This is a genomic window from Bacillus sp. SSR7 (assembly GCF_055902415.1).
Genome location: NZ_JBVVXV010000005.1, coordinates 1 through 20889, shown reverse-complemented (window position 1 = coordinate 20889; position 20889 = coordinate 1). Strand labels below are relative to the sequence as shown.

The following is a 20889-nucleotide window of genomic DNA, read 5'->3' as shown; positions in this document are numbered from 1 at the left end:
TTCCTCCTTCATGTTGTCTACCTTACAGTGTACTAAAACCTTTTCAATAAGACAAGATACAATTCGACATTTTTTACACATATGTTCGTACTTGTTTTAGAGGATTCAGCCATCCGTACTTTGTATTTTCATAATCCATAGCTAAAAATGTTAATTCACACTTCCGAAGCACCTCAAAGAAAGTCGTTTCCATAGAAACATTTCCAGAGGTATTCATGCGAATATAGTGTGGTTTCACCATTATTTCGCCATATTCTGCCCCTGTATAAAGTGTATGTGTATGATGTGTTCGATCATATTTACCAAGAACGCGCAAAGCTTGTTCTAATTTATGATGAATTTTCATTACTTGCAATGGCATCGTTATATACATCATTTGCTTATATAACACTTTTTTCTCCGAAAGGGACCCAGATTCTGAAAATCGAGCAAATAAATCAAAAAACAAATATTCACGACCAAAATAAGCTTTCGCAATATCCTCTTGAATTAAATACAATTCATACGTTTTCATTTTTCCACTCCCAATCTGGACAACCTTTTCTCTTCATTATATATAAGAAAATTTGCAATGATTGTCTGACTGCGGAGAGAGAAAAAACTTTTTCTGTCGAAAAAACTCATTTACATAGAAAAACCTCTCCATGCTGGAGAGATTTTTCTGAAATCATTAAAGCATTTCTTTTACTTTACGAACAACGTTCTCTACAGTAAATCCATACTCTTCCATAATCTTCTCACCAGGAGCAGAAGCACCGAATGTATCGATACCTAACACATCTCCTTCAAGACCTACGTAACGGTGCCATCCGAATGTAGCACCCATTTCGATTGCGAAACGTTTTGTTACTGCTTTTGGTAATACAGATTCTTTGTACTCTGCAGTTTGAGCTTCGAAGCGATCCATAGATGGCATGCTGACAACAGCTGCGTCAACGCCGTCTACTGCTAATGCTTTTTGAGCTTCAACAGCTAGGCTTACTTCAGATCCAGTTGCAAGTAAGATTACATCAGCCGTTTCTTTCTTGCTTGCAGAAACTACATATGCACCTTTTGCTACTTTTTCATACGTATCATCTTTTGCACCTTCTAATGTTGGAAGGTCTTGACGAGTCAAGACTAAAGCAGTTGGTTTGTTTGTAGATTCTAGAGCTAGTCTCCAAGCTGCAACAGACTCGTTACCGTCAGCTGGACGAATAACAGATACATTTGGCATCGCACGTAGCGCTGCTAATTGCTCGATTGGTTCATGTGTTGGACCATCTTCACCAACAGCGATACTGTCGTGTGTGAATACATACGTTACCGGCAATTGCATTAATGCTGCAAGACGAATTGCTGGACGTAAGTAGTCAGAGAATACGAAGAACGTACCACCGTAAGTTTTTAAACCACCATGTAGTGCAATACCGTTCATTGCTGCACCCATTGCGAACTCACGTACACCGTACCAAATGTTCTTACCGCTGTAATCATCTCTTGTAAAGTCTTTTTCGTTATTCATGTATGTTTTGTTAGAACCAGCAAGGTCAGCAGATCCACCGAAGAATGATGGTACAGATTCTGCAATTGCATTAATTACAGCACCAGAAGAATTACGAGTTGCTGCTTTTGATCCTAATTCATAAGTTGGTAAGTTTTTCTCCCAACCTTCTGGAAGTTGACCGTTCATTGCTGCTTGGAATTCGTTTGCTAATTCTGGGTATGCTTGTGCATATTCACCTAGCATAGTGTTCCACTCTGCTTGCGCAGTTTCACCAACATCTTGTACTGTTTTACGGAAGTTGTCGTATACTTCTTCTGCTACGTGGAAGTCTTGCTCAGCAGTCCAAGCATATGCTTCTTTCGTTAATTTTGTTTCTTCTACACCAAGTGGAGAACCATGTGAAGCTGATTTTCCTGATTTGTTTGGAGAACCGAAACCAATTGTCGTTCTTACTTCAATTAGCGTTGGGCGTTTTTCGTCAGCTTTCGCTTCTTCAATTGCTTTTGCGATTGCTTCAATATCGTTTCCATCCTCAACACGGATCACTTGCCATCCGTATGCTTTGTAACGATCTTCTACACTTTCAGAGAATGAACGATTTAAATCGCCATCTAATGAAATATCGTTTGAATCATAAAGCACAACAAGACGACCTAATTGTAAATGAGCAGCTAATGAAGATGCTTCAGCAGAAACGCCCTCCATTAAATCTCCATCACCACAAATAGCGTATGTATAATGATCTACTACATTATACGCATCACGGTTATATTTAGCAGCTAAATGTCTTTCAGCCATTGCCATACCTACAGCTGTTGCAATACCTTGTCCAAGTGGACCAGTCGTTGCATCTACACCAGCTGTATGACCGTACTCAGGATGTCCTGGAGTTTTGCTTCCCCATTGACGGAAGTTCTTTAAGTCATCCATTGTTACATCATAACCAGATAGGTGAAGTAGGCTGTATAATAACATTGAACCATGACCTGCAGATAATACGAAACGATCACGGTTAAACCACGTTGGGTTATTTGGATTGTGTTTCATAAATTGAGTCCATAATGTATAAGCCATTGGTGCTGCACCCATTGGCATTCCTGGGTGACCAGAGTTTGCTTTTTCAATCGCATCGATGGATAATGTGCGAATCGTGTTGATAGAAAGTTGTTCGATTGAATGTGACATGCTATTCTTCCCTTCGCTTATATTAGTAAACGTTTTATACATTTATATGATAGCTTCCCACGCAAGATTATACAACATGTATCGACAAATATGTTGATGTTTTTTTGATTTTTTATAAAAAAATCAATGTTTCCGGGAATGTATGGGCATTCAATATGACATACTTTTTCATTATTTTTATTTTGAAAAGAAAGGGAATTATCTGTATATTTATACAGATATACAAAATTCTTCTATACTAACTTTTTCAATCCGCTTTTAAAAGTACAAAAAAGCATCTAAATTCGATGCTTTTCAAATCAGTTAAACAATCCGTTTCCGAATCGAACTTGAAATAAAATCAATGATAATAACCATTAAAATGATGCCTAATAAAATAATTCCTACACGAGACCAATTGCGTGAACTCAGTGCAAAAATTAAAGGTGTGCCAATTCCACCTGCTCCAATAACACCTAAAATGGCAGCGGATCGCACATTAATTTCGAACCTGTATAACGTATAGGATAGAAAATCTGGTAATACTTGTGGCAATACTGCATACCAAAGTATTTGAAAACGATTCGCACCTGTTGCTATTAACGCTTCCGTCGGTCCTTTATCTATATTTTCAATTCCTTCTGAATATAATTTCCCTAACATTCCAATAGAGTGTAACCCTAAAGCTAGAACGCCGGCAAAAGAACCTGGTCCAACAGCTTTTATAAATAAAAGAGCCATAACTAATTCAGGAAATGTACGGACAAAACTAAGTACAAATTTCCCAGTTCCCGAAGTTAATTTTCCACTACTCATATTCGTCGCCGCCCAAAAAGCGAATGGAATAGATAAAAAGGCAGAAATAAATGTACCTAATATCGCAATTGCCAACGTATCAATTAAACCATGTAATAAATCTTCACCATCTGGCAAAGATACATACGACCAATCTGGATTCAATACGCCTGTCATAATTGCTTTTGTAATTTCTCCCGCCGTATCCTTGATTCCTTCTAGCGGTACTCCTGAAAAAGCCCATACATAAACAAATGTAAGTGCTATGAAAATAATCCAGCGATACATACTCGGTTTCTTCGGTTTTGGTACGATTAACGTCGTTTTACTCATTATAATTTCTCCCGCAACAATGTACTTACATAATCAATTAACAATACAACAACAAGGGTATAGATAATAATAGATGCAGTTTGTTGATATTGTAAAAACCCAAGTGTACGGTCATAATATAATCCAATACCACCTGCCCCTACTAAACCTAAAACAGCTGCTGCACGTACGTTCACCTCAAATGTATAAAGAACATAGGAGACAAAATGTGCTTTCACTTGCGGAATTACCCCATAAACAATCCATTGCACCTTATTTGCTCCTACTGCTGTCATCGCTTCTAATGGGCCTGGATCAATCGATTCAATTGACTCATACAACAATTTCGCCACGAGCCCAATTGAGAAAAAAGTAAGAGCTAAAATACCTGGAAGTGGTCCTATTCCAAAAATAGCTACAAAAATCGCCGCTAATAATAAATCTGGTATCGTTCGGATAAAATTTAAAATCAATCGAGCTGGACTGTACAAAAATGCACTAGTAAACACATTACTTGCCGCAAATAGTGCCAGTGGAATAGCTAATATCGCTCCTAAAGTCGTCCCAATAATCGCCATACGTATTGTATCTAACATTGCTGTTGTAATAACTTGAAAATAACTCCAATCTGGTGGCACCATCTCTTTTAACAAATCCATCATATTAGGAAAACCAGCTACTAGTTTTGAAAATGATGCGTCGACCTGTATACTACTTCCCCACAACAGTAAAATGACTAGAATTAACGTTAACATATGTTTTAACTTACTCGGCGGCTTCGGTATCGATTTCGAATATATCGTCACATCATTCATTTAACTGCCACCTCTAACAATTCACTTTTCTGCGCTACGTCACCATAAATTTCAGCAAATTTTTCATCCGTTGCCTCTTCTACTAGGCCATCAAAAACAATTTCGCCTGCATGTAATCCAATAATACGTGTCGCATATTGCCTAGCTAAATCAATAGAATGTAAGTTTACAATTGTTGTAATTCCAAAATCTTTATTAATTTTTTTCAAATCATCTAATACTTGCTTTGTTGTTAGCGGATCTAACGACGCAACAGGTTCATCTGCCAATATGATTTTTGCTTCTTGCGCCAACGCTCTAGCAATTGATACACGTTGTTGTTGTCCTCCTGATAATTCATCAGCGCGCGCATATGCTTTTTCTAAAATATTTACCCTTTTTAACGATTGAAAGGCAAGCTCCAAATCTTCTTTCGGAAATAAGCCTAACGTTGTACGTAGTGTCGAATGATACCCGACACGGCCAGCTAATACGTTCTTTAATACCGTTGATCGCTTTACAAGATTAAAACTTTGAAAAATCATACCAATATCCCGGCGCATGCGGCGTAATCCTTTTCCTTTTGCAGCAGTAATAGACTCACCTTCAATCATGATTTCACCTTCTGTAATCTCATGAAGACGATTTATCGATCTTAGAAGTGTAGACTTTCCAGCTCCGGACAACCCTACCATTACAACAAACTCACCTTTTTGAATTTTCAAATTTATATGATTCAATCCTTTTGTACCATTTGGATACACTTTGGAAACATTTCGAAACTCTATCACACATCTTACCTACCTTCTATGAATTCAAAACGGCAAACTAACTGAAAACATACCTTTCCAGCTAGCTGCCATTTCCATATGTATTATTGCGTTTTTACTTTCTTCCCATAGTCACGAACGATATCAAATTTACTATCATCAGATTTAACATATCCTTCATGTGAATATACTTCTTTAATGATTTTGTGACCTTCCTCATTCTTTCCAATTTCAATGAAAGCATCCTGTAATTTCTTGCTCCACTCTCCATCTAAATCAGAACGTACCGAAATCGTATCGTTTGGAATCTTCTCCGTAAATTTCACTATTTTCGTTTGATCAAATATATTCGGATAATCTTTTTTTACAATATTACGAGCATCTTGGAATACAACAGCTGCGTCTACATCACCATTTAAAAGAGCAATAAGCGACTGATCGTGACCTTTTAATGTAACAGGTTTCACATCTTTTAGCGGATCAACGTCCTCTTTTAATAGTACAGCCGCAGGCCACACATACCCCGCTGATGACGTTACATCTTGATAACCAATTTTTTTACCTTTTAAATCTTTTACACTATTAATATTTGAATCTTTCTTAACAACAAATTCAGACTTATAAAAGTCTACTAAATCCTTTGTAGGAGCTCCCGTTTCATCATCTACTCCAAAACGTTGTGCTTGTAAAATTACGTTTGCAGCCTTTTTCTCATGTGCTAGCACATACGCTGTTGGAGGTAAAAAACCTACATCTACTTGCTTAGATGCCATCGCTTCTACAATTGTATTGTAATTCGTCGAAATACTAACTTTTACTGGAATATTTAACTTATCACTTAATAGCTTCTCAAGTGGTTTTGCCTTCGCCTCTAACGTATCTGCATTTTGAGAAGGAACAAATTGAACATTTAAAGTCTTTGGTACATACCCTTTTTTCGTATCTTCATTTTTACTTGCGCTTGATTCCTTCGTTCCACAGCCACTTAATAAACCCGCTGCTAGTACAACTGTTGTACTCATTGCAAAAACTTTTTTCAACATGTTAATGCCTCCATTTTTCTTGTTATAAAATAACCTTCCGTAAACATGAAGAAATATATCACACATTTTCACGAATAATTGCTTATTTACAGAATCTTTACACATTCTATACACTCACATTAAAATTCTCTTCATATATTTGATATGCTTAATTGGTAGATAATAATAGAAAAGGTGAATGATATTGAATCAAAATCAAATTATAACTTTAAACATCTTATTAACAAGTGATATACATGGTACTGTTTATCCAATTCACTATCAAGATAACTCCAAAGCTGAAATTGGTTTAGCTAAAATTTCTACTCTTATAAAAAAAGAACGTTCCGAAAATAGAAACGTCCTATTAATTGATAATGGTGACTTCATACAAGGAACACCCTTTACTTATCATTACGCTACATATGAAAAAGATAAGAAAAACCCAATGTCATTAATAGCAAACTATTTACGTTATGACGCTGCAGTGATTGGAAATCATGAATTTAATTACGGAATTGATGTCTTAAATCATGCTATTTCTACTGCCAACTTCCCGTATTTATCAGCAAATATTTTAGATAAAAACAGCAAAGAATCTTATTTCGGAAAACCATATATAATAAAACACATTGAATCAAATATAAAAATTGCTATTTTAGGGATGACAACGCATTACATTCCAAATTGGGAACAACCCCATCACATTAAAGACTTACAATTTGAAGATGCGTTAGAAACAACAAAAAATTGGGTTGCTTACATTCACGAACACGAGAAACCAGATTTACTAGTCGTAGCGTATCACGGGGGATTTGAACGCGATTTACAAACTGGAGAACCGACTGAAGTTTTAACAGGTGAAAACCAAGGGTATGCAATGTGTCATGAAATTGAGGGCATAGATATTTTATTAACAGGCCATCAGCACCGAAAAATTGCTCAAACAGTGGGTAATGGTGTAACAATTTTACAGACTGGATGTAATGGACATTCAGTTGGAAAAGTAACTATAACATTTGAAAAAATGAAACAAGAGTGGGTAAAAAAAGAGAGTTATTCAGAACTATTGACTGTGCAAGAAATCGAGGCAGATCCAGATGTTCTTTACTTGGTAGCCGATTATGAAGAGAAAACACAAAAATGGCTTGATCAACCTATTGGAACCATCCACGGTGACATGCAAATTTCAGATGCTATGCAAACTCGTTTGAAAGACCATCCTTTTATTGAATTCATAAATAAAATACAGATGGATATTGCTAATGTTTCCATTTCTTGTACAAGCCTATTCCATAATACATCTCCAGGTTTCCCGGAACATGTAACAATGCGTGACATCGTTTCTAATTATATTTATCCAAATACATTAAAAGTAATTAGAATAACTGGCTCAGATATAAAAGATGCTCTCGAACTCTCTGCTTCTTATTTCACATTAAAAGAAAATGGATCTATCATCGTAAACCCTACCTTTATAGAACCAAAGCCGCAACACTATAATTACGATATGTGGGAAGGAATTTCGTACGTATTAAACATTTCAAAACCAATTGGCGAAAGAGTAGAATCTTTACAACATAAAGGCACTCCTCTTAATATGAACGAAGAATATGACGTCGTTATGAATAATTATCGCGCAAGCGGCGGAGGGAACTTCTTTATGTTTCAAAATAAGCCCGTAATAAAAGACATACCAACAGATATGTCTGAACTTATCGCTAACTATATATTGAAACATAAAAAGATAGAAGCAACAGTTAATAACAACTGGAAAGTTATTACTAACGATTATAATAAATAAAAAAGATGGGCTTCGCCCATCTTTTAGTTTAATTTTGCATTATCTTGCTTTTTTAAAGCTTTTAATTTCGCCGGTGTAACATCAGTACCTTGTTCGTTAACGACTTTAATTCCTTTTAGTTCGTTTAACATATTTTGACGAAATCCTTTTAAATATTGTTCACGTAGCGATTGACGCTCACGTTGTTCTTCTTCAGTTAAACCTTCAGCTTTTGCTTTTTTCGCTAAGAAGTTAATGCGTTCAACGAGTTCGTGACTAAGCATCTCGAATCCCCCTTCTAATCAAAACTGATTATTATCATACAATAGTTACTCTTCTTTATCAAGCAATTGCTTTGTATACTCTACATATCTACGATGTACCGTCGCTTTTGAAACATTATGACCAAAGCCACGTAGTGTTGCTGCAATTTCTTCAAAAGTAAGTTCACTCTTACGCAAACGTACAATTTCCTCAATTGGCACTTCTTTCTTCTCTCGTCCTACACTTAAATGACGATTCTTTAAATTATTTTCTGGACGATAGCCTTTTTCTACTGCTCGTTGCATACCACGTTTAATTTTTAAATTATGAATCTTTCTTTGATACTCTTCAACAATACCAATAATATCTAATACCATTGAATCAGAATCCGACAATTGCAATTCACCATTATGTGTATGCGTATATACTTTTATTCCTTCTTTATGTAAACAGTGCATTAACGCAATCTTTGCATTCCCCCTACCAAGGCGCGTTTCATCTTGTATAAGTAGCACATCAATTTGTTCGTCTCGAATTGTATCTAACACTTCTAATATGCCGTCACGTTCAATTGTATAGCCACTAGCCTGTTCCTCAATCACCTTAGTAACATTCATTTGATAGCGCTCCGCTAAATGCAATAATTCATCTTTTTGACGTACTAATGATGTTTCTTGTGCTTCTTTTGTTGTACTCACACGCGCATAAATAATTGCATTCATTATGAACCCCTCTTTCTCACTATAATTTCCCTTTAGTGTAACATAAATTCGCCTTTTGTTCGAACTTATGTTTGTAGAATGTTTTTTCACATGTTATACTTATTAATAAGAAAAATGAAAGAAAACGAGGTGTTAGAAAACATGGAAAAGTTAACGAAACGCCAGCAAGACATTCTCGACTTTATTAAGCTAAAAGTACAAGAAAAAGGATATCCACCTTCCGTACGTGAAATTGGTCAAGCAGTCGGCCTCGCTTCTAGTTCTACAGTGCACGGACATTTATCAAGATTAGAAGAAAAAGGATACATTCGACGCGATCCAACAAAACCACGTGCAATTGAAATTTTAGGTGAAGACCGAATGGATACAGAAACACAATCTGTTATTCAAGTTCCAATTGTCGGGAAAGTTACTGCTGGATTACCAATTACAGCAGTCGAAAGCGTTGAGGAACACTTCCCTCTTCCAGCTAGCATTGTCGCAGGAGCAGATCAAGTGTTTATGTTACGTATTTCTGGAGATAGTATGATTGAAGCTGGTATTTTCGATGGAGATTTAGTTGTTGTTCGCCAACAACAGTCTGCATATAATGGTGAAATTGTAGTCGCTTTAACAGAAGATAATGAAGCAACTGTTAAACGTTTCTATAAAGAAAAAGACCATTTCCGTCTACAACCGGAAAACTCTTCATTAGAACCTATCATTTTAAAACAAGTGTCAGTTATCGGTAAAGTAATTGGCGTATATCGTGATTTACATTAAGAATATAAAAGAAGATAATTACCCTATTCATATACGGTAATTATCTTCTTTTTTGTATTTTGATAGATTTTCATACATTCTATTTCTTATGAACGCGTTTCAATCGTCACATCGCCCGCAGCTGTTTTACCACTAATCTTTTTACTCCCCTTGCCAATTGTTACGTCTTTATTTTCTTTATTAAAAATTGTTACATCCCCGGCAGCACTTTGCCCAGTAATTACCGCATCTTTTGGTTTTTCCGATAAAGTAATATTTATATCTCCCGCAGTTGAACTTGCTTCTAGATTATACGTAGAATCATGATCTAGAATATTTATTTCCCCACTGGTCGTTTTTGCAGTCACTTTCCCTATTACTTTTTTAAAGTTTACTTCACCAGCTTTTGTAGATCCCTCCACATTCTTAGCCGTTACATGCTTCAAATCCACTTCTCCAGTAAGTGTTCTAGCACTTACACGGTCACTTTTCACATCACTTATTTCAATTTGTCCAGCAGATGAATTTACTTTTACATCTTGGTAAGAGCGTTCAGGCACAAGGAGAGTCACTGTAGACGTTTGAAACCTAAAATCGTAAAAGGAAAAATCAAATGAAGCACCTTTTTCTCTTTCTCCAATGATTTTTAATGTATCACCATCTTCAGTAATACGAATCTCTTGTTTACGCGCATCTCCTGATTGCTTTACATAAAAAGAAGCGTCAGAAGATTTTTGGACAACAATATCCCCGACATCTAACTTAACTTCTATATTTTTTAGTGTTTCATTTTTAATTTTATCTTCTTTGTTTCCTTCTTCTGCAGCTTGCACTGCTTTTTCATATGTTTGTGAAATCCCAATTACTCCAATAATGATACAAGCAATTGCTGCTAACAATATTTTTTTCATCATCTACTCCCCTTTTATCATTTTGAAGTTCCATATTACATAACGTACACAAAGCCTTTTAAACCACTTCGTACTATAATAAGCAATCATACATAACAACAAACCTACTCCAACAAAAGTTATACTAACGAATAAATCCAACCATATAAAAGTACCCACAAAAACTTTTCCAATAACAAAAAATGGTGTCACTACACTAGCAATCCCACCGACCCAAAAAGAAAATATAAAAGCAATAATTGCAACTAAAGGGCCTAACACAATAATAAAATTAAACAAACTAAGTCCAATCGCTGCCATGACAGCTCTTGTCACATTTGAAGTCGACGGGTCTTTTTTCATTTCATCGAAACGATATAAAGCGAGTAATTCTTTTGCAATTACTTTCGGAGAGCCAAGCCCCTTTATTATTTCCGATTCAGTTTTCCCCTCTTCTATCCCAAACTGAAAATGCTCTTCATAATCAAATAAAATATCTTTTCTTTCTTCGTCCGGTAACTTTCTAAGGTGACTTGATAATTCCTTAAGAAACTGTTCTTTACTCATCCCATTCCACCCCTTCAATAATTTCTTGTACACCTTTCGCAAAATCACGCCACTCTGTTACTAACACATTCAGTTGCGTTTCCCCTTGCTCAGTTAGTTGATAATATTTGCGAGGTGGCCCCTCCGTAGATTCTTTTAAATACGTTTGAAAATATCCTTCTTTCGTTAAACGGCGTAATAAAGGATATACTGACCCTTCCGATATTAAAAATTTATTTGAGATTTGTTGAACAAGTTCATAACCGTAACAATCCTTACGTTTCACAAGTGCCAATACACACAGTTCTAACACACCTTTTTTAAACTGAACGTTCAAGGACAATCCCCCTTTCTCATTTCAGTACTGTTCAATACACGGTACCAGACATATCCATAATATACCACTTAGTATTATTTATTGCAAGGTACTATAGTTTTAAACAATCGAACTTTAGTATTAAACATATCCAATACCGAACACAACATATCGTACAATTTTTTATACCTATAGATATTACGCATGTTACTTTTACTTATCCACCCTTTTGGAACACAAAGCAATTCGAATTTCACCACGTTACATTAAAGATATGGAATAGAAATTCAAATACCGTCATATTTTTTTCAGGCATCTATTCAATTCATTTCAACTAACACCTATATTGCCGACAAATAAAAAAGCCCTGATACCGTAGTATCAGGGCTTCCTCACCTCTTAGTATAGAGACATATATTGATCGCGTTCCCATTGGTGAACTTGTGTGCGGAAGATATCCCACTCAATTTCCTTCGCTTCGATGAAGTGCTCAAGTAAATGGTCACCTAGTGCACCACATACCACTTCATTTGATTGTAACGTAACTAAAGCTTGCGCTAATGTTGCCGGTAAATCAACGATACCTGCTTCTTCGCGCTCTTCTTTTGTCATTACGTAGATGTTACGATCTACTGCAGCTGGTGGAGTTAATTTGTTTTTAATTCCATCAAGACCTGCTGCTAATAATGTTGCCATTACTAAATACGGGTTTGCAGCTGGGTCAACACTACGTACTTCTACACGTGTGCTAATACCACGAGATGCAGGGATACGTACTAATGGACTACGGTTTTGTGCAGACCATGCTACGTAACAAGGAGCTTCGTATCCAGGTACTAAACGCTTGTAAGAGTTTACAGTTGGGTTTGCTACCGCTGTAAATGCTGGTGCGTGTTTTAAAATACCTGCGATGAAGTGACGAGCGTCATCACTTAATTGTAAGTCACCGTTTTGATCATAGAATACGTTCTCACCATTTTTGAATAGTGATAAGTTACAGTGCATACCTGAACCGTTCACACCGTATAATGGTTTTGGCATAAATGTTGCGTGTAAACCGTGTTTACGAGCAATTGTTTTTACAACAAGTTTGAATGTTTGAATGTCATCACATGAACGAATTGCATTTGCATATTTGAAGTCAATTTCGTGTTGCCCTGGAGCAACCTCATGGTGAGACGCTTCAATTTCAAAGCCCATTTCTTCAAGTTCAAGAACGATATCACGACGACAGTTTTCCCCTAGATCCATCGGCGCAAGGTCGAAGTATCCACCGTTATCGTTTAATTCTAATGTTGGATTTCCTTTTTCATCTACTTTGAATAGGAAGAATTCTGGCTCTGGTCCAAGATTGAAATCTGAGAATCCTAAAGCTTCCATTTCTTTTAATACACGTTTTAAATTGTTACGTGGATCCCCTTCAAATGGAGTGCCATCTGCATTGTAAATATCACAGATTAATCGAGCTACTTTACCTTTTTCAGCTGTCCAAGGGAAAATCACCCAAGTATCTAAGTCTGGATATAAGTACATATCAGATTCTTCAATACGTACGAAACCTTCAATAGAAGATCCATCAAACATCATTTTGTTATCAAGAGCTTTTGTTAATTGGCTCACTGGAATTTCTACGTTTTTAATTACCCCTAAAAGGTCCGTAAATTGTAAACGGATATACTTTACATTCTCTTCTTTCGCCAAACGGAAAATATCTTCTTTTGTGTACCTAGCCATTATAAATTCCTCCTTAGTCCCTCTAAACACCTTCAGAATCAGTTCTCTTTAGTGAAAAAACCTTGAAATATCACCTTGTCGCAATGAAGTTCGATTAAATCTACCTGTATGTTGTAGTTCATCTCGAAGTATTTTGCGAAGCTCAGTTTTTGAAATTTCTTTCGTTTCTTCTTTTACTTTCACTGCTTCTGTTTGATTTTCTTTCATTAGTAACACTTGTTTAATACCAGCCATATTCAAGCCTTGATCTAATAAATCTTTAATCTCTAACAACTTATCTACATCGTTAAATGAGAATAATCTACGATTCCCCTTTGTACGGGTTGGAGAAACAAGATTATGCTCTTCATAGTAGCGAATTTGACGTGCAGACAATTGTGTTAAATCCATAACAATACCAATAGGAAACAGCGGGGCAGAACGTCTATCTTCTTTCATTGTTTCAGTTCCTCCTTCGCCTTAACTGCTTCTCATTTTATACCATGTTATGTTTAGTGTCAATAGATGTTAGCTTTTCTTACATGATTTTTTTAAAAAATTTTTCATTCTTTTTTCTAATGAAATAAATCATTACTTTCACGCAAAAGAAGCTGTCGAAATCGACAGCTTCCCTTTAAGAAATTGTTAATAATTCTTTTTCAATTAATGCATCAATTGCAGAACAAATCGCAATCTTCACATGTGAATAAGTTAGCCCACCTTGTACGTAAGCAACATAAGGCGGACGAATTGGACCATCAGCCGACAATTCAATACTTGCACCTTGAATAAACGTTCCCGCAGCCATAATTACATCATCTTCATACCCCGGCATATAGTTGGCATATGGAGTGAAGTGAGAGTTAATCGGAGATGCATATTGAATTGCTTGGCAGAATGCAATCATGCGATCTTTGTCATCAAATTGAACAGATTGAATTAAATCCGTTCTTGGTGCATTCCACGCTGGTGATGTATTCATTCCTAACTTTTCTAAAAATGCAGCTGTAAAAATCGCACCTTTTAGCGCTTGTCCTGCTACATGCGGCGCTAAGAAGAAACCTTGATACATTTCTTGCAGACTGTATAAAGATGCCCCTGCTTCCGCACCGATTCCTGGAGATGTTAAACGATATGCACACGCTTCAACATACTGTTCTTTACCAACAATGTAACCACCAGTTTTAACAATTCCCCCACCCGGGTTTTTAATAAGCGAACCTGCCATTAAATCTGCACCAACATGACATGGCTCTTGCTCTTCAATAAACTCGCCATAACAGTTATCTACAAACACAACAACATCAGGTTTAATTTCTTTAACAAACGCTATCATTTCTTTAATTTGAGAAATAGTAAACGACGGACGAGTAGCATAACCTTTTGAGCGCTGAATACCGATCATTTTCGTATTACTATGAATGGCAGCCGCAACAGCTCCAAAATCAACAAGCCCCTCTTCAGTAAGCGGAACTGCATTATAACCAATATTATATTCTTTGAATGACCCTACACCTTTTCCGCGCACACCAACAATTTCCTCTAACGTATCATACGGCTTACCCGTGATGTACAATAACTCATCTCCTGGACGTAAAATACCAAATAGCGCTGTTGAAATTGCGTGAGTACCTGAAATAATTTGCGGACGAACAAGACCAGCTTCCGCTCCAAATACATCTGCATACACTTTTTCTAACGTATCACGGCCAATATCATCATAACCGTAACCTGTCGTCGGAATAAAATGTGAATCGCTAATTTTGTTTTTACGAAAACTTTCTAATACACGAAACTGATTGCTTTCAATTACTTCATCCGCACGTTTATGTACTTCTGTAATTTGGCTCTCTACTTCTTTTACGATTGGAGCAATTTTTTCTCCATTTTTCAAACGATCAAACATTTTTATTTTCTCCTTCTTCCACTAAAAATCTCTTTAATTGTACATTAAGCGATGAATGAGCAAAAATATACCCCGCGCAATCATATACAAATTTCTCTTCCAAAAACTCCATTTTCGTTAATAGTGTCTCTGTCTTTAATAGAGTTAATAACTTACCTTCACTCGGAGGTATTTCCACTTGATAACGATTCATTTCTTCCTTCATTTTCTTTTCTATCGCTTCTTTTATATGTAATAGATCCTTTTCTTCAAAAGCACTAGTCATTAAAAAATCACTTTTCGGAAACGGAATAAAGTTTTGATGTAATTCATCTTTTTTATTATATAGCGTAATGATAGGAATATGATTAATTTCGAGTTCTGACAATAATTGTTTTACTGTTTTCTCATGCCCTATATAATTAGGGTCTGCAGAATCCACAACATGTAAAATAACATCCGCTTCACCAGCTTCTTCTAATGTCGAACGGAATGCAGCAATTAATGACGTAGGTAAATCTTGTATAAAACCAACCGTATCAGTTAGTAATACTGTATAACCAGAAGGTAACGGCATCTTCCTTGTCGTCGGGTCTAGCGTTGCAAACAACAAGTTTTCTTCAAACGTATCAGCTTCCGTTAATCTATTAAACAACGTAGATTTTCCCGCATTCGTATATCCTATTAATGAAACCTGAAATACTTTATTATCTTTTCTTCTTTCACGATATCTTTTTCGATGTTCCACAACAACTGCAAGTTGCTTCTTTATTTCATCAACGCGCGATCGAATATGACGACGATCAGTCTCAAGTTTCGTCTCACCCGGTCCTCTCGTTCCAATACCACCACCAAGACGTGATAAAGACAATCCTTGTCCCATAAGACGCGGCATTGTATATTGCAATTGGGCTAATTCTACTTGAAGCTTCCCTTCTCTCGACTTCGCACGTTGCGCAAAAATATCTAATATGAGTTGCGTTCGATCAATTACCCTCGCATCTAATACTGCGGATAAATTCCGAATTTGACTCGGCGTTAATTCGTTATTAAAAACGATAACATCCGGTTCTAATTCTTCAGTTAACATCGTAAGCTCTTCTAATTTACCTTTACCTATATAAGTCGCCGGATGAAACTTCGGTCGTTTTTGCGTTGTAGACACTAACAATTCTGCTTGCGCAGTCTTCGCTAATGATGCAAGTTCTTTCATGGAATGCATAAATTTTTCATCATCATCTTGCGGCAATTGACAGCCCACTAATATGACTTTTTCTTTTTCTTCCATCAAATATGTTCACTCATCCTTTTCGAAATTTAAACCTTCTAATATAATAGCAGAGGAAGCACATTTCATCTAGTTAGCGGGGGAGAAAATTCATGGCATGGGAGATTTTTAGCATCATAGGCACAATTGCTTTCGCATTAAGCGGAGCCATTGTTGCAATGGAAGAGGATTATGATATTTTCGGGGTGTATATTTTAGGAATGGCAACCGCATTTGGGGGAGGTGCCCTTCGTAATTTATTAATCGGCTATCCGATTGTCGCGTTTTGGCAACAAGACATGTTATTCCAAATCGCACTTTTATCAATGACGATTATTTTTCTTTTTCCAAATAAATTAATTAAACACTGGAAAAAGTGGGAAAACATTACTGATGCTATCGGCTTATCAGCATTTGCCGTACAAGGGGCATTATACGCTCAAAAATTAAATTTACCAATTAGCGCTACAATCGTAGCAGCCGTTTTAACCGGCATTGGAGGCGGTATTATCCGCGATCTTTTAGCCCGTAGAAAACCTCTCGTTCTTCGAGCTGATGTATATGCTTTTTGGACGATTCTGGCAGGTTTCTTAATCGGCGCTCAAATTATTGTTAGCGATTGGGCTCTATACACCTTATTCATTTTAATTGTTTGCTTCCGCATGGTTTCTATTCATTACAAATGGCATTTACCGCATAGACGCATCGACACAAACGAACGTTCAATGCATAAATAGCAATCCAACCTCTTTACAAATCGTAAAGAGGTTTTTCTTTTCTAACGAGTTTTTCCTCACATAATGTTTATACTAATTCTCAAAGCGAGGTGAACACAAATGACAAACCATGTGAATAAAGGGGCTCAAAAAAGCTCAGTAGGTCAAATTGGACATGATCCTAATTCTGCACACGAAAAAAGCGCTAAAATGGAACGTTTCCATAAATCTTATCAAGAAAAAGCAAAAAAATAATAAAGCACTTATATAAAAAACAGACGCACAGTTTACGTACTGTGCGTCTCCTCTTCAAGCATCAAATCACTACTTGATATTCCAATCAAATCATATTTATCATACGCATCCTCTTGTAACAACCGCATAGCTTGTGTACGAATTGATTTTTCAACAATATTCCGGACGTATCGCCCATTACTAAAGGATGTAATTTGCGATGAGTACTTTACAGCATGTAAATGATCTCTAAATTTCCATTCAGCCTCTTTCGATAACTGATATTCACGTTCTTCATACATCCTCTTCCCTATTTCTAACAGCTGATTTACTGAGTAATCCGCAAACTCAATTATAAACGGAAAACGAGATTGTAGTCCTGGATTCAATGAAAGAAAGTGATTCATCTCTCTGGAATATCCAGCTAAAATCAATACAAAACCGTGTTGTTTATCTTCCATATGTTTTACGAGCGTATCAATTGCTTCTTTTCCAAAATCTTTTTCTCCCCCTCGGGCTAATGAATACGCCTCATCAATAAACAAAATTCCTCCCATTGCTTTTTTTATTAAATCTCTTGTTTTTTGAGCTGTATGACCGATGTACTCTCCTACAAGATCCGCACGTTCAGCTTCAACTAGGTGCCCTTTTGATAGAATATTCATCTCAAATAATAATTTCCCTATCATTCTAGCAACAGTTGTCTTCCCTGTACCTGGATTCCCTTTAAATAACATATGAAGTACTTGTTTCTCAGACTTCAATCCTATTTCTTGTCTTTTTTTATTCACATAAATCCAAGCATATATTTCTTTTATTATCTTTTTTATATCATCCATCCCAACGAGTTTTCCCATCTCTTCTTCAATTCTTTGCAACATCTCGTGTTTCGTAGTAGTTTCACTCGAAATTACTGTTTTATTTTCTGCAGCCGGTAAAGAAATTTTCTTTCGATGATTTAACACAATGTTAATTTGATTATTATTTTTCTTTCGCATCGATTGTTCCATACAATCACCTCATTTTATCCACTCACCAAATATTATTATTCTTGTCTCCCTTGCAAATGACTATTTTCAGAAAAGTTTGCTATAATAAAAGAAATAATGAAGGTGGTGGGACTATGGAGACAACGGAATTCCATGATACAATACAAGCCTTTTCTATTTTTTTATTGAATAAAGGCCGAAAACCTTCAACCATTAAACGTTATGTTTATGACATTGAAGATTTCGGACATTGGTTAGAAAAAAACAAAAAGCTCCCTTCCAGTAATATATGGGCTACACTTTGTACAAAAGACTACGAAGATTACTTTTCCGACTTAAAAAAGAATCGACATTACTCAGAAAAAACGATGCACCGCGTATTTATTGTATTAAATAGAATGCATCATTTTCTAAACATTCCTAACCCATTAAAGAACATGGAAATTTCTATTCAACCAGACCGCACACTCCGCAATGAAGATTTCATTTCATCTGATGAAGAAAAAAGATTAAAACATATAGTCACTTCATTGGAAGGACTTTCAGAAAAGCAACGTCCTGTACGCCCTTTATTGATGGATCGTAATACCGCTATTTTGAATTTATTAATTGACTATGGATTATCCTTACAAGAACTTACAGCATTAACTATGCATCATGTCCACTTTGAAACTAACACGTTATCTATACCTGCAACCGCAGGTGTAGAAAGAACAATTACATTAACCAGCAAAGACAAAAAACAACTATATACTTATTACAAAAGCATCCCTGAACCCGTTCGTCCAAAATACCATAGTAATGACCCATTATTTGTCGCATTCGATTTTAATCGCGGAACATACAGGTGGGTATACGAAAATGACGCACCAAAAGGATTAACAGAAATCGCAATCCAAAAAATGATTCGCCTTGAAGTATCTAGAGCAAATTTACGCAAAGGAATCTCAGGACAACACTTTCGTAACACCTATATTTTAAACTTAATAAAAAAAGATACTCCGGAATCAGAAATTATAAAGCTAGCTGGGTTCAAATCAAAGATTTCACTAAAACGATATTATCAATACGCAGAAAATAGAAAAAACGCCTTATCATAAGGCGTTTTTTCTATTTTTTCTTCAAACAAACGATTTTACTATGACCATTTAACTAATTTTTGCATCTACTATGATGAGTTTCGTTCATATCCTCATTAGAAAGGAGAGATTTAATGTCTCATTATAACGACAGTCAGAACAAATTCTCCAAACCATGCTTTCCAAGTAGCGCTGGACGAATCCCCAACACCCCATCAATCCCAGTTACTAAGGCACAACTTAGAACATTTCGCGCAATCATTATCGACTTAACAAAAATAATCCCAAAACTTTTCGCAAATCCATCTCCCCAAAACATTGAAGATCTAATTGATACATTGAACCTACTAAGTAAATTTATTTGTTCACTAGATGCTACTTCCTCCCTGAAAGCACAAGGGTTAGCAATTATTAAAAACTTAATAACTATATTAAAAAATCCAACCTTCGTAGCAAGCGCTGTATTTATCGAGCTTCAAAATCTAATTAATTATTTACTATCCATTACAAAACTATTCCGAATTGACCCTTGCACACTTCAAGAGCTCCTTAAATTAATTGCAGCATTGCAAACCGCCCTAGTTAATTCTGCTTCATTCATTCACGGACCTACTGGACCTACCGGGCCAACAGGCGCTACCGGACCTCGAGGTAACACTGGCGCGACTGGGGCCACTGGGCCTCGAGGTAACACAGGCGCTACCGGACCTCAAGGTAACACTGGCGCGACTGGCGCTACTGGCGCTACCGGACCTCGAGGTAACACAGGCGCTACCGGCGCGACTGGCGCGACTGGCGCTACCGGACCTCGAGGTAACACAGGCGCTACCGGCGCTACCGGACCTCAAGGTAACACAGGCGCTACTGGCGCTACCGGACCTCAAGGTAACACAGGCGCGACTGGCGCTACTGGCGCTACCGGACCTCAAGGTAACACAGGCGCTACCGGACCTCGAGGTAACACAGGCGCTACCGGACCTCAAGGTAACACAGGCGCTACCGGCGCTACCGGACCTCAAGGTAACACAGGCGCTACCGGCGCTACCGGACCTCGAGGTAACACAGGCGCTACTGGCGCCACTGGACCTCGAGGTAACACAGGCGCTACCGGACCTCAAGGTAACACAGGTGCGACTGGCGCGACTGGACCTCAAGGTAACACAGGCGCTACCGGCGCTACCGGACCTCGAGGTAACACTGGCGCTACTGGCGCTACCGGACCTCAAGGTAACACAGGCGCTACCGGCGCTACCGGACCTCAAGGTAACACAGGCGCGACTGGCGCTACCGGACCTCGAGGTAACACAGGCGCTACTGGCGCTACCGGACCTCAAGGTAATACAGGGGCTACTGGCGCTACCGGACCTCAAGGTAACACAGGCGCGACTGGCGCTACTGGCG

22 protein-coding genes are annotated in these 20889 nt (G+C 37.2%); 6 read left to right on the top strand and 16 right to left on the bottom strand.

The window, feature by feature from the left end; genetic code table 11:
* Window positions 1-73 precede the first annotated feature (73 nt).
* From sirA to AC0NJG_RS11470, 6 genes are all read right to left on the bottom strand, one after another.
* Window positions 74-514, bottom strand: a complete 441-nt coding sequence (gene sirA / locus AC0NJG_RS11495) for a sporulation inhibitor of replication protein SirA (RefSeq protein WP_000860645.1) — start codon at window positions 512-514, stop codon at window positions 74-76.
* A gap of 156 nt (window positions 515-670) precedes the next feature.
* A complete protein-coding gene (gene tkt / locus AC0NJG_RS11490; RefSeq protein WP_087994736.1) occupies window positions 671-2671 on the bottom strand; it encodes a transketolase in 2001 nt (666 codons plus the stop codon).
* 303 nt (window positions 2672-2974) lie between these two features.
* Complete coding sequence (phnE, locus tag AC0NJG_RS11485) at window positions 2975-3778, bottom strand: phosphonate ABC transporter, permease protein PhnE (RefSeq protein ID WP_088328081.1); 804 nt, start codon at window positions 3776-3778, stop codon at window positions 2975-2977.
* Window positions 3778-4572: a phosphonate ABC transporter, permease protein PhnE gene (gene phnE, locus AC0NJG_RS11480; protein ID WP_087954572.1), complete on the bottom strand. Its 795-nt coding sequence runs from the start codon at window positions 4570-4572 to the stop codon at window positions 3778-3780. The genes phnE (AC0NJG_RS11485) and phnE (AC0NJG_RS11480) overlap by 1 nt, the downstream gene beginning before the upstream one ends.
* Window positions 4569-5342: a phosphonate ABC transporter ATP-binding protein gene (gene phnC / locus AC0NJG_RS11475; protein WP_087954571.1), complete on the bottom strand. Its 774-nt coding sequence runs from the start codon at window positions 5340-5342 to the stop codon at window positions 4569-4571. The genes phnE (AC0NJG_RS11480) and phnC overlap by 4 nt, the downstream gene beginning before the upstream one ends.
* A gap of 83 nt (window positions 5343-5425) precedes the next feature.
* Complete coding sequence (locus tag AC0NJG_RS11470) at window positions 5426-6364, bottom strand: phosphate/phosphite/phosphonate ABC transporter substrate-binding protein (RefSeq protein ID WP_087954570.1); 939 nt, start codon at window positions 6362-6364, stop codon at window positions 5426-5428.
* A gap of 184 nt (window positions 6365-6548) precedes the next feature.
* On the opposite strand from AC0NJG_RS11470, the gene AC0NJG_RS11465 reads away from it, so the two are divergent.
* Complete coding sequence (locus tag AC0NJG_RS11465) at window positions 6549-8147, top strand: bifunctional metallophosphatase/5'-nucleotidase (RefSeq protein ID WP_474063071.1); 1599 nt, start codon at window positions 6549-6551, stop codon at window positions 8145-8147.
* Window positions 8148-8170: 23 nt separating this feature from the next.
* On the opposite strand, the gene AC0NJG_RS11460 is transcribed toward AC0NJG_RS11465, so the two are convergent.
* Together AC0NJG_RS11460 and AC0NJG_RS11455 are read right to left on the bottom strand one after the other, a co-directional pair.
* Window positions 8171-8410, bottom strand: a complete 240-nt coding sequence (locus AC0NJG_RS11460) for a DUF896 domain-containing protein (RefSeq protein WP_000948565.1) — start codon at window positions 8408-8410, stop codon at window positions 8171-8173.
* Between the two features lie 45 nt (window positions 8411-8455).
* Window positions 8456-9112, bottom strand: a complete 657-nt coding sequence (locus AC0NJG_RS11455) for a YneB family resolvase-like protein (RefSeq protein ID WP_087954568.1) — start codon at window positions 9110-9112, stop codon at window positions 8456-8458.
* A gap of 141 nt (window positions 9113-9253) precedes the next feature.
* On the opposite strand from AC0NJG_RS11455, the gene lexA reads away from it, so the two are divergent.
* Window positions 9254-9874 (top strand): transcriptional repressor LexA, encoded by a 621-nt coding sequence (gene lexA, locus AC0NJG_RS11450; RefSeq protein ID WP_000413738.1) that lies wholly within the window; start codon window positions 9254-9256, stop codon window positions 9872-9874.
* Window positions 9875-9960: 86 nt separating this feature from the next.
* On the opposite strand, the gene AC0NJG_RS11445 is transcribed toward lexA, so the two are convergent.
* From AC0NJG_RS11445 to hflX, 7 genes are all read right to left on the bottom strand, one after another.
* Window positions 9961-10767 (bottom strand): DUF4097 family beta strand repeat-containing protein, encoded by an 807-nt coding sequence (locus AC0NJG_RS11445; RefSeq protein WP_087954567.1) that lies wholly within the window; start codon window positions 10765-10767, stop codon window positions 9961-9963.
* Window positions 10768-11310: a DUF1700 domain-containing protein gene (locus tag AC0NJG_RS11440; RefSeq protein ID WP_087954566.1), complete on the bottom strand. Its 543-nt coding sequence runs from the start codon at window positions 11308-11310 to the stop codon at window positions 10768-10770. It lies immediately after the preceding gene.
* Window positions 11303-11626, bottom strand: a complete 324-nt coding sequence (locus AC0NJG_RS11435; RefSeq protein WP_001102622.1) for a PadR family transcriptional regulator — start codon at window positions 11624-11626, stop codon at window positions 11303-11305. The genes AC0NJG_RS11440 and AC0NJG_RS11435 overlap by 8 nt, the downstream gene beginning before the upstream one ends.
* A 378-nt stretch (window positions 11627-12004) precedes the next feature.
* Window positions 12005-13339, bottom strand: a complete 1335-nt coding sequence (gene glnA, locus AC0NJG_RS11430) for a type I glutamate--ammonia ligase (protein ID WP_000135331.1) — start codon at window positions 13337-13339, stop codon at window positions 12005-12007.
* Window positions 13340-13387: 48 nt separating this feature from the next.
* Window positions 13388-13777, bottom strand: a complete 390-nt coding sequence (gene glnR, locus AC0NJG_RS11425; RefSeq protein WP_000656783.1) for a transcriptional repressor GlnR — start codon at window positions 13775-13777, stop codon at window positions 13388-13390.
* A 175-nt stretch (window positions 13778-13952) separates the two neighbouring features.
* Window positions 13953-15224 (bottom strand): methionine gamma-lyase family protein, encoded by a 1272-nt coding sequence (locus AC0NJG_RS11420; RefSeq protein WP_087954561.1) that lies wholly within the window; start codon window positions 15222-15224, stop codon window positions 13953-13955.
* Window positions 15217-16491 carry a GTPase HflX gene (hflX, locus tag AC0NJG_RS11415; protein ID WP_140168509.1) on the bottom strand — a complete coding sequence of 425 codons (1275 nt, stop codon included), beginning with the start codon at window positions 16489-16491 and terminating at the stop codon, window positions 15217-15219. The genes AC0NJG_RS11420 and hflX overlap by 8 nt, the downstream gene beginning before the upstream one ends.
* A 92-nt stretch (window positions 16492-16583) precedes the next feature.
* Here hflX and AC0NJG_RS11410 point away from each other — a divergent pair, with 92 nt between their 5' ends.
* Together AC0NJG_RS11410 and AC0NJG_RS11405 are read left to right on the top strand one after the other, a co-directional pair.
* Window positions 16584-17207 carry a trimeric intracellular cation channel family protein gene (locus AC0NJG_RS11410; RefSeq protein ID WP_000312262.1) on the top strand — a complete coding sequence of 208 codons (624 nt, stop codon included), beginning with the start codon at window positions 16584-16586 and terminating at the stop codon, window positions 17205-17207.
* Between the two features lie 99 nt (window positions 17208-17306).
* Window positions 17307-17441 carry a hypothetical protein gene (locus AC0NJG_RS11405; RefSeq protein WP_000181496.1) on the top strand — a complete coding sequence of 45 codons (135 nt, stop codon included), beginning with the start codon at window positions 17307-17309 and terminating at the stop codon, window positions 17439-17441.
* A 32-nt stretch (window positions 17442-17473) separates the two neighbouring features.
* On the opposite strand, the gene spoVK is transcribed toward AC0NJG_RS11405, so the two are convergent.
* Window positions 17474-18430 (bottom strand): stage V sporulation protein K, encoded by a 957-nt coding sequence (spoVK, locus tag AC0NJG_RS11400; RefSeq protein ID WP_000438184.1) that lies wholly within the window; start codon window positions 18428-18430, stop codon window positions 17474-17476.
* Between the two features lie 113 nt (window positions 18431-18543).
* Here spoVK and AC0NJG_RS11395 point away from each other — a divergent pair, with 113 nt between their 5' ends.
* Complete coding sequence (locus AC0NJG_RS11395; protein WP_087954559.1) at window positions 18544-19509, top strand: tyrosine-type recombinase/integrase; 966 nt, start codon at window positions 18544-18546, stop codon at window positions 19507-19509.
* Window positions 19510-19622: 113 nt separating this feature from the next.
* Window positions 19623-20889 (top strand): collagen-like repeat preface domain-containing protein (locus AC0NJG_RS11390; protein WP_474063070.1); only part of this gene is annotated, 1267 nt, incomplete at its 3' end.

Coding starts and splice junctions, on each gene's coding strand:
- sirA (WP_000860645.1), bottom strand. CDS start 514: ATGAAAACGTATGAATTGTATTTAATTCAAGAGGATATTGCGAAAGCT.
- tkt (WP_087994736.1), bottom strand. CDS start 2,671: ATGTCACATTCAATCGAACAACTTTCTATCAACACGATTCGCACATTA.
- phnE (WP_088328081.1), bottom strand. CDS start 3,778: ATGAGTAAAACGACGTTAATCGTACCAAAACCGAAGAAACCGAGTATG.
- phnE (WP_087954572.1), bottom strand. CDS start 4,572: ATGAATGATGTGACGATATATTCGAAATCGATACCGAAGCCGCCGAGT.
- AC0NJG_RS11470 (WP_087954570.1), bottom strand. CDS start 6,364: ATGTTGAAAAAAGTTTTTGCAATGAGTACAACAGTTGTACTAGCAGCG.
- AC0NJG_RS11460 (WP_000948565.1), bottom strand. CDS start 8,410: ATGCTTAGTCACGAACTCGTTGAACGCATTAACTTCTTAGCGAAAAAA.
- AC0NJG_RS11455 (WP_087954568.1), bottom strand. CDS start 9,112: ATGAATGCAATTATTTATGCGCGTGTGAGTACAACAAAAGAAGCACAA.
- lexA (WP_000413738.1), top strand. CDS start 9,254: ATGGAAAAGTTAACGAAACGCCAGCAAGACATTCTCGACTTTATTAAG.
- AC0NJG_RS11445 (WP_087954567.1), bottom strand. CDS start 10,767: ATGATGAAAAAAATATTGTTAGCAGCAATTGCTTGTATCATTATTGGA.
- AC0NJG_RS11440 (WP_087954566.1), bottom strand. CDS start 11,310: ATGAGTAAAGAACAGTTTCTTAAGGAATTATCAAGTCACCTTAGAAAG.
- glnA (WP_000135331.1), bottom strand. CDS start 13,339: ATGGCTAGGTACACAAAAGAAGATATTTTCCGTTTGGCGAAAGAAGAG.
- glnR (WP_000656783.1), bottom strand. CDS start 13,777: ATGAAAGAAGATAGACGTTCTGCCCCGCTGTTTCCTATTGGTATTGTT.
- AC0NJG_RS11420 (WP_087954561.1), bottom strand. CDS start 15,224: ATGTTTGATCGTTTGAAAAATGGAGAAAAAATTGCTCCAATCGTAAAA.
- hflX (WP_140168509.1), bottom strand. CDS start 16,491: ATGGAAGAAAAAGAAAAAGTCATATTAGTGGGCTGTCAATTGCCGCAA.
- AC0NJG_RS11410 (WP_000312262.1), top strand. CDS start 16,584: ATGGCATGGGAGATTTTTAGCATCATAGGCACAATTGCTTTCGCATTA.
- AC0NJG_RS11405 (WP_000181496.1), top strand. CDS start 17,307: ATGACAAACCATGTGAATAAAGGGGCTCAAAAAAGCTCAGTAGGTCAA.
- spoVK (WP_000438184.1), bottom strand. CDS start 18,430: ATGGAACAATCGATGCGAAAGAAAAATAATAATCAAATTAACATTGTG.
- AC0NJG_RS11395 (WP_087954559.1), top strand. CDS start 18,544: ATGGAGACAACGGAATTCCATGATACAATACAAGCCTTTTCTATTTTT.